The sequence below is a fragment of the Pseudomonas brassicae genome, assembly GCF_010671725.1.
Lineage (GTDB): Bacteria > Pseudomonadota > Gammaproteobacteria > Pseudomonadales > Pseudomonadaceae > Aquipseudomonas > Aquipseudomonas brassicae.
In genome coordinates, this window is the sequence record NZ_JAAHBU010000071.1 from 1 (window position 1) to 8618 (window position 8618).

The 8618-nt window shown below is 65.9% G+C and carries 6 protein-coding genes and 2 pseudogenes; 6 read left to right on the forward strand and 2 right to left on the reverse strand.

Annotated elements, in window-relative coordinates; genetic code table 11:
* From G3436_RS06270 to G3436_RS28790, 5 genes and pseudogenes are all read left to right on the forward strand, one after another.
* The coding region (locus G3436_RS06270; RefSeq protein WP_163942559.1) for a DUF1631 family protein at window positions 1–1419 on the forward strand (1419 nt) is incomplete at its 5' end.
* Window positions 1420–1547: 128 nt separating this feature from the next.
* Window positions 1548–2114, forward strand: a complete 567-nt coding sequence (ampD, locus tag G3436_RS06275; RefSeq protein WP_163942561.1) for a 1,6-anhydro-N-acetylmuramyl-L-alanine amidase AmpD — start codon at window positions 1548–1550, stop codon at window positions 2112–2114.
* A pseudogene (ampE, locus tag G3436_RS06280) lies at window positions 2111–2943 on the forward strand (regulatory signaling modulator protein AmpE). The gene ampD and the pseudogene ampE overlap by 4 nt, the downstream one beginning before the upstream one ends.
* 166 nt (window positions 2944–3109) lie before the next feature.
* Window positions 3110–4282: a hypothetical protein gene (locus G3436_RS28785; RefSeq protein ID WP_420801184.1), complete on the forward strand. Its 1173-nt coding sequence runs from the start codon at window positions 3110–3112 to the stop codon at window positions 4280–4282.
* A gap of 266 nt (window positions 4283–4548) precedes the next feature.
* Window positions 4549–5121: pseudogene (locus G3436_RS28790) on the forward strand (methyl-accepting chemotaxis protein); the annotation flags it as partial.
* A 68-nt stretch (window positions 5122–5189) separates the two neighbouring features.
* Here G3436_RS28790 and G3436_RS06290 read toward each other — a convergent pair.
* Window positions 5190–5972, reverse strand: coding sequence for a TatD family hydrolase (locus tag G3436_RS06290; RefSeq protein WP_163942564.1), 783 nt, complete (start codon window positions 5970–5972; stop codon window positions 5190–5192).
* Window positions 5973–5974: 2 nt separating this feature from the next.
* Window positions 5975–6970 carry a catabolite repressor/activator gene (gene cra / locus G3436_RS06295; RefSeq protein ID WP_163942567.1) on the reverse strand — a complete coding sequence of 332 codons (996 nt, stop codon included), beginning with the start codon at window positions 6968–6970 and terminating at the stop codon, window positions 5975–5977.
* A 284-nt stretch (window positions 6971–7254) separates the two neighbouring features.
* Between cra and fruB the strand changes: the two genes are divergently transcribed.
* Window positions 7255–8618: fused PTS fructose transporter subunit IIA/HPr protein (fruB, locus tag G3436_RS06300; protein WP_163942570.1), on the forward strand; the 1364-nt coding region annotated here is incomplete at its 3' end.

An 8618-nucleotide genomic window follows, 5' to 3' on the forward strand; every position in this document is an offset into this window, starting at 1 on the left:
GCCCCGGCCGATGCCGGCGTGCAGGCGGCGTTTGCCTCGCTGCAGGCGTTGCTGTCACCGGTGCGTGGGCGTGTGGCGCCGCGCCTGGAGCTGTGCGGTGCTGTGCAGTTGCTCAGCAGCCCTGACTTGCTGCGCCTGCTGTCGCACTTGCAGCAGTTCGTGCCAGCAACGGGCGAGGTACAGGACTTCGACCTGCGCCATCAGCTTGAGCAACTGCTGACCCGGGTCAGCGTGCAGAGCGGCAAGTACCGCAAGGTCGAAGGGGTCGACGAGGATGTGATCAACCTGATCGCGATGCTCTTCGAGTTCATGCTGGCCGACCGTAACCTGCCGCACTCCTTGCGCCTGTTGATTGCACGGCTGCAGATACCCATGCTCAAGGTGGCGATGCTCGACAAGAGTTTTTTCAGCCGTGCCACCCATCCGGCGCGGCGCCTGCTCGACGAAATTGCCGCGGCGGCCATGGGCTGGGGGACGCGCGACGACTGTCAGCGCGACGAGCTGTATGTGCGGATAGAGGCCATCGTGCAACGCCTGCTCAGCGAGTTTGCCGACGACCCGCAGATCTTTGCCGAGTTGCTCAGCGAGTTTCTGGCGTTCAGCGCCGATGAGCGCCGTCGCACCGAGTTGCTTGAACAGCGCACCCGTGATGCCGAGGAAGGCCGTGCACGTACGGTGCTGGCGCGTCAGTTGGTGCAGGACGAACTCAATCGACGCCTGCTTGGCCGGTGCCTGCCGCAGGGCGTGGTACGCGTGCTGGAGCAGGCCTGGAGCCAGGTGCTGCTGCTGGCCTGCCTCAAGCATGGCGAGCACTCGGCGCCGTGGCGCGAGGGCCTGGCAACGATTGACGCGTTGCTCTGGAGTGTCGAGCCACATACTGCTACCGAGGCGCGCGAGCGTCTGTTGACGCAGGTGCCAGGCCTGCTCAAGGCGTTACGCGAAGGGCTGGCCGCAGTGGCGTTCGACCCGTTTGCCACGAGCGAATTCTTTGCCCAGCTCGAGGTTCTGCACCTGCAGGCGCTGGAGACATCGGCGCCGCGCGCCAGGGCGAACGTGGAACGTGTGCTGGTGCGTGACCGCATCGTGTTGCTGGGCCCCGAGTCGGTGCAGGCCGGGGCCGCGTCGGGATGCCTGGCCGAGGACGATCCGGCGTTGCTGCAGGTGCGCAGCCTGCGCCCCGGCGCCTGGATCGAGCTGCGTGAGGCGGGCGAGCCGGTGCGTGGCAAGCTGATTGCGGTGACGCACAGCACCGACATATATGTGTTCGTCGATCGTACCGGGCGCAAGCTGCGCGAGTGGTCGTCGGCCGGGCTGGCCGTGGCGGTGCGCCAGGGCGAGGTGCGCATGCTGGATGCCAGCCAGTTGTTCGAACGGGCGCTCGGCTCGGTGCTGAGCCAGTTGCGCAAGCACGCGTTGTAGACGCCGGACGTGCCGGCGAAGGGGCCAGAACCTGCAACACGGCTGGCCTGCTCCCACACTTTTTAACGATACATCTGCCCACCCCTCGGGGCATACTCAAGCCGAGCCCTCACGCTTCAGGATTTTCTATGCAGTTGGACCACGCTACTGGCTGGGTCGCCGGTGTCACCCATTGCCCTTCTCCCAATTTCAATGCGCGCCCCGAAGGCGAGGCGATCAGCCTGCTGGTGATCCACAACATCAGCCTGCCGCCTGCGCAGTTCGGTACGGGCAAGGTTCAGCAGTTTTTCCAGAACTGCCTGCCCACCCATGAGCACCCGTTCTTCGAAGAAATCGAGCACCTGCGGGTGTCGGCGCATTTCTTCATCGAACGTGACGGCACGGTCACCCAGTTTGTCTCTTGCCTGGACCGTGCGTGGCACGCGGGTGTGTCCTGTTTCGACGGCCGCGAGGGCTGCAACGACTTTTCCCTGGGCATCGAGCTCGAAGGCACTGATCAACTGCCGTTCACAGATGCCCAGTACGCTGCCTTGCAGCAACTGACCCGGCAGCTGCAGGGCGCCTGGCCGGCCATCGACCAGGGGCATATTCGCGGGCACAGCGATATCGCGCCGGGGCGCAAGACCGACCCGGGGCCGGCGTTCGACTGGGGGCGTTACCACGCCGGGTTGCAGGATTTCGAGGACAGATCATGAGTTTTCTGGTGTTACTGCTGGTGTTGTGGGTCGAGAAGTTTTCGGCCTTGCGCCAGCGCGTGCAGCGCGATGGTTTTTTCCTGGCCGAGCTGGCGCGTCTGGAACGCAACGGCAAGGTCGACCCGGGTGGGTGCTGTGCGTGCTGGTGGTGTTGCCGGTGGCGCTGCTGGCCCTGTTGCTGTACGTGCTGGAGCCGGTGGCCTACGGCCTGCTGGCGCTGCCGATCCATCTGCTGGTGGTGGTCTACAGCCTGGGCCGGGGCGATGCCAAGGCGGCGTTGGGGCCGTTTCGCGATGCGTGGCGCCGGGGCGATGAGCAGGCGGCGGTACACGTTGCCGAGCGCGACCTGGGCGTGACTGCCGATGACAGCCAGCCGTTGCTTGGCAGGGTTCAGGGCCACCTGTTGTGGCACGCCTACCAGAGCTTTTTCGCGGTGATCTTCTGGTACAGCCTGCTTGGCCCTGCGGCCGCACTGGCCTATCGGCTGCTGGCACTGAGCGCCGAGCAGGCGCACAACCCGGCGGTGCAGGAACGCGCCCGGCAGTTGCGCCATGCCTTCGACTGGGCCCCGGTGCGGGTGCTGGCGGCAAGCTTTGCGCTGGTCGGCAACTTTGTTGCGGTCAGCCGTGTGATGCTCAACGAACTGCTCAACTGGAACATCGGCGCCGCGCGCCTGGTGGAACTGGCCGGCAACGCCGCGGCTGAAATCCCCGCTCAGTTGGGCGCTGGCCCGCAGGGCCTGTGCGGCCTGGACAGCCTGTGGGAACTGCTGCTGCGTTCGGCAGTGCTGTGGTATGCGGGGCTGGCGTTGTGGACCGTGCTCGGCTGACACATAAGGTTTAACCGGGCTGCCGCAACGGCGGCCCGTTCCTACGGTTGGTTAACCTTAAGTTACAAAGCTCCCCTTCGATATGCGCTATACAAGTGCGGCTTACGCTTGCCAGTGGCCTGGTGCCATTGTGCGCAGAACAATAAGAAATCGAAGGAGACGACACGTGAAGCGCCTCTTGTACCCCGCCATTGCATTGATGAACCGCTTGAGCTTCGGCATGAAGTTCAGCCTGATCAGCATTGTGTTTTTCCTGCCCATGCTGGTGACCAACTTCTACCTGGTGCGTGACGCCTACGCCAAGTTCCATGCGACCCAGGTGGCGCTGCATAGCCTCGACCTGCTGGGCGACACCCTGGCACTGCGTGGTGAGCTGGAAACCCTGGGCAACCTGGTACAGATCAATGCGGTGCTGGGGCAGTCCGGCAAGGCCGAGGATGTCGAGGCGCGCATCCTGGCTCTGGAACAACAGGCGGTTGCTCGCCTGAGCGGCCTGGCGCCGGTGATCGTCGAAGAGGCCCAGGTGTTCACGGCCAGGCGCGACGAACTGCTTGCAGGCTTTGAGGCGGCCGCAGCCGAACGCTCGCTGCAGGCCAAGGCGGCGTTGTACGACGCACTGCTGGCCCAGGCGCAATTGCTGAGCCGGCTGGTGGCCAGCCAGGCGGGGCTGAGCCAGGACAGCGACAGCCGCGTGCGCCAGATGAGCGAGCTGATGACCACGGTCACCGCCCAGGTTACCCAGACCCTGGGTGAGGGCCGTGCGATGGGCGCCTATTCGCTGGCGCAGGGCTTTCTCAATTCAGCGGCCAGCACACGCTTCGAAGACCTGTTGCAAAAACTCGACAAGCTGTCGGGCGATTACGCCATCCGCGTGCATGACGCGGTCGGCGGCGAGCCGCAATTGGCGCGCCAGGCAGCCAGCAGCCAGGCCTCGCTCAAGCAGGCCAGCGAGCTGTTCGAGCGCCAGGTGGTGATGGCCGAGACACTTGATGCGCCGTGGCCTGCGTTCTACCAGCAGGTCAGCGGCCTGATCGAGCAGACCTACCAGCTCAACAGCGCCACCCTGGCCTTGCTTGACCAGCAGTTGCAGGCGCGTCTGGCCGCCTATCGCCAGCACATGCTGGTGCTGGTGCTGGCGCTGGCGGCAGTGTTCCTGCTGATCGTCTACCTCTACGGTGGTTTCTATGCGTCTACCCGCAGCACCTTGAGCCGGCTGGGCGCGATGATGGACAAGGTGGCCGGCGGCGACATGACGGTGACCTTCCAGCCCGCAGCCGCGATGAACTGGGTGAGTTGGGGCGCGTGTTCAATGCGACGGTGCGGCGCATCCACGACCTGATCGAGCGGGTTGGGGTGACGGTGGCCGAGGTCGAGCACCAGGCCGAGCAGGTGCATGTGGTGTCGGCGCGCAGTACCCAGGCGGTCAGTGGCCAGCGTGGGCAGATCGAACAGGTAGCCACCGCCATGAACCAGATGTCGGCCACTGCCCAGGAGGTCGCGCGCAGTGCGGCGGCGGCGGTCAGCAGTGCACAGGGGGTCAACCGCGAGACATTGAGCGGGCGCGAGCTGGTGCAGTTGCAGCAGGGCAGCATTGCCGGCTTGGCGGCCGAGATCGATCAGTCGGTGGGGGTGATCAACCAGTTGGTCAGCGACAGCCAGCAAATCAGCCAGGTGCTGGAAGTGATCAAGAGCATTGCCGGGCAGACCAACCTGCTGGCGCTCAATGCTGCCATCGAGGCGGCGCGGGCCGGGGAGCAGGGGCGTGGGTTCGCGGTGGTGGCGGACGAGGTGCGTAGCCTGGCCAAGCGTACCCAGCAGTCGACCGAGGAAATCGACCAGATGATCTCGCGCCTTCAGGGCGGTGTGGGGGCGGCGGTGAGCGCGATGGACAGCAGCCACCGGTTGGCGGCGGGCACGGTGAGCCAGTCGCAGCAGGTGCAGCGGGCGCTGGTGAACATTCTTGGGGCGGTGGACAGCATCGTCGAGCAGAACCAGCAGATTGCGGCGGCGGTGGAGCAGCAGACGGCGGTGGCGCAGGACATCGACTTGAACATCGTGCAGATCAACCGTGCGGCGGAGCACACGACACAGGGTGCGCACCAGACCGAGGATGCGAGCCGGCAGTTGTCGGCGCAGGTAATGGAGCTGAAACAGTTGATAGGGGCGTTCAGGGTGTGAGGGGGGCAAGACTGCGATAGGGCCACACAGATCTGAAGCGAGCAAACAAGGCCGACAGATCGGCGTTGTCAGCACGACCAACCAAATACCTCATACGCATTGCGCGTGCTGGCTTGCGCCAGCGCTTCAACCTCAACCCCCATCACCCCGGCCAGCGCCTGCGCAATCTGCGGCAGGTGCACCGGGCTGTTGCGCACCCCGGCATGCATCACCGGGGCCATGTCCGGTGCATCCGTCTCCAGCACCACGCTCTCCAACCCCAGGCGTGGTAGCACCTTGCGCAAGCGCAACGCCTGCGGCCACGTCGCCGCGCCGCCAAGCCCCAGCTTGAAGCCAAGCTTCTGGTACTCGCGAGCTTCTTCGAAGCTCCCCGCAAACGCATGGATGATGCCGCCACGCGCGGGCTTGTAGCGCTTGAGCCGGGCAATCACGTCAGCATGGCTGCGCCGTACATGCAGCAACGCCGGCAGCTCGACGTCCACCGCCAGCTGCAACTGCGCCTCGAACAGCGCCTGCTGACGCTCGCGGCCCAGCTCGGCGACGTAGTAATCCAGGCCGAACTCGCCCACCGCACACAGCTGCCGGTCACCGCGCAGGCGGCTCAACCAGTCGCCCAACTCGCGCACATGCTCGGCGCGATGCTGCTCCAGGTACACCGGGTGCAGGCCGAACGCGGCGTACAGCTGCGGTTCGCGCTTGACCAGCGCCCACACCCGCTGCCAGTTGGCCTGGTACACCCCCAGCACCACCATGCGCTCCACCCCGGCCTGGCGCGCCTGCGCCAGCACTTCGTCGCGGTCAGCGTCGAAGTCGGCGAAGTCGAGGTGGGTGTGGGTATCGACCAGGCGCATGCTCAGCCCTTGAAGATCCGCTGTTTGAAGGTGCGCGCCACCGCATGCACACCGGGTGCGTATTGCTGTTTCTCCACGGCTGCCAGGGCCAGGCGCAATGCCGTCTCGGCCATCAGCCCGTGCTGCTGAGCCATGGCATTGACCGGCAACGGCAGGAAGTCCAGCAACTGGTTGTCGCCAAAGGTGCCCAGGTACAGGCTGCGTGAATCCGCCGCACGGGTCTGCAACACGTCGAACACTCCTTGCAGCAGCACGTACGAAGTGCTGATCAGGGCGTCGGGCAGGCCCCCGAGCTCGGCCAGCAGTTCGCTCATCAGGCGGCGCCCGCATTCGCGGCTGAACGCTTCGCCCTGGTGCTGGCTGGCGCGCCCGTGAAAACCCTGCAACGCCTGGTCGAAACCGCTGGCACGGGCACGGCTGACGCTCAGCTCCGGGCGTGCGCCAATCAGCGCAATATGCGCAGGTCGGATGTCGAGCAGGCTGCGGGTCAACTGCAGGCTGGCGTGCTCGTCGTCGCTGACCACCGAACAGAACTGCGCCGGGTCCAGGCTGCGGTCGATGCCGATGATCGGCAGGCCCTTGGCCTGCAACTGGCGGTAGCTGTCATCGTCTTCAGGCAGGCAACTGGCCACGAACAGCGCATCGCAGCGCCGCGCCTTGAACAGCTGCTGCAACTGGCGCTCGCTGTCGGGCTGGTCGTCGCTGCTGGCGATCAGCAGCTGGTAGCCCTGCGCCCGTGCGCCCTGTTCCAGCTGCTTGGCGATGCGCGCATAGCTGGGGTTTTCCAGGTCGGGCAGAATAAACCCCAGGGTGCGCGTATGCCGGCTGCGCAGCCCGGCAGCCTGGGGGTTGGGCGTAAAGCCGTGGGCCTCGACCACCGCACGCACGCGCTCGACCGTGGTGATGCTGATACGTTGCTGTTCGGCCTTGCCATTGATGACATAGCTGGCCGTGGTGACGGAGACACCGGCCAGACGGGCAATATCGCTGAGTTTCACCGCATTTTCCTTGTTATTACCGGGGCTGACTGCAGAGCCGGACCGGGCATTGTCGCCGATTCGCTCGCGTTGGCGCAGACGACCATTGTCGCAATTGTCCGACAAAATGGGGCTTTCATTGTTCGCAGGTTATCGAGTAACGTGCACGCTATTCTAGATTAAACGTTTCAGCAGGCGATTTTTCTGCCGTGGCCATCGCTTGCGCCGGGATCAGGATCGGGTCCTATGCTGTTAAATTCACAACAATACCTCGGCGCCAGCCTGGCGCTGCAAAGGAGAGGTTCATGCTCGAGCTCACCATAGAGCAGATATCCATGGGCCAGGTGGCTGTGGATAAGTCCGCCGCCTTGCACCTGTTGGCCGAGCGTCTGGTCGCCGATGGTTTGGTGGCCGACGGTTACCTGGCCGGCTTGCAGGCGCGCGAAGCGCAGGGCTCGACCTTTCTCGGCCAGGGCATCGCGATCCCCCATGGCACCCCGCAGACCCGCGACCTGGTCCACGCCACCGGGGTACGCCTGCTGCAGTTCCCCGAGGGGGTGGACTGGGGCGATGGGCAGATCGTGTACCTGGCCATCGGTATCGCCGCGCGCTCCGACGAACACCTGCGCCTGCTGCAGTTGCTGACCCGCGCGCTGGGTGAAACCGACCTGGCCCAGGCGCTGCGCCGCGCCGGCAGCGCCGAAGCGCTGCTCAAGCTGTTGCAGGGCGCGCCCCAGGAGCTGGCGCTGGATGCGCAGATGATCGGCCTGGGTGTGCCTGCCGAAGATTTCGAAGAACTGGTGTGGCGTGGTGCGCGCCTGCTGCGCCGTGCCGAGTGTGCCGGCAACGGGTTTGCCGCCGTGCTGCAGCAGGTCGAGGCGTTGCCCCTGGGCGACGGCCTGTGGTGGCTGCACAGCGAGCAGACCGTGCGCAAGCCGGGCCTGGCCTTTGTCACGCCGCAGCAGCCGCTGCGCTACCTCGGGCAGCCGCTCAATGGCCTGTTTTGCCTGGCCAGCCTGGGCGCAGCGCATCAGGCGCTGCTCGAACGCCTGTGCACGCTGCTGATCGAAGGCCGTGCGCAGGAACTGTTCCGCGCCACCAGCAGCCGGGCAGTGCTCGAAGTGCTGGGCGGCGAACTGCCGGCCGACTGGCCGAGCGCGCGCATTGGCCTGGCCAACGCGCATGGCCTGCATGCGCGCCCGGCCAAGGTGCTGGCGCAATTGGCCAAGGCCTTCGACGGTGAAGTGCGCGTGCGCGTGGTCGACAGCGGCGAAGCGGCCGTTTCGACCAAGAGCCTGAGCAAGCTGTTGAGCCTGGGTGCGCGCCGTGGCCAGGTGCTGGAGTTCATTGCCGAGCCAAGTGTGGCCGCTGATGCCTTGCCGGCCTTGCTGGCAGCGGTGCAGGCCGGCCTGGGCGAAGCGGTCGAGGCGCTTGCGCCGGTGGCCGAGGTGGTCGAGGCGGTGCTGCCCGAGCCAGTGCTGCTGGCGCCGGTGGCGGGTGCGCAGATTCAGGGTGTGGCGGCGGCACCGGGCATTGCCAGCGGTCCGGCGCATATCCAGGTGGAGCGCAGTTTCGACTACCCGCTGCGCGGCGAGTCGCCGGTTATCGAACGCGAGCGCCTGCAACGCGCCTTGAGCGCCGTGGGCCGCGAGATCGAGGCGCTGATCCA

What these genes read in the sequence shown, in the direction of transcription:
- ampD (WP_163942561.1), top strand. Translation starts at nt 1,548, where the DNA reads ATGCAGTTGGACCACGCTACTGGCTGGGTCGCCGGTGTCACCCATTGC.
- G3436_RS06290 (WP_163942564.1), bottom strand. Translation starts at nt 5,972, where the DNA reads ATGCGCCTGGTCGATACCCACACCCACCTCGACTTCGCCGACTTCGAC.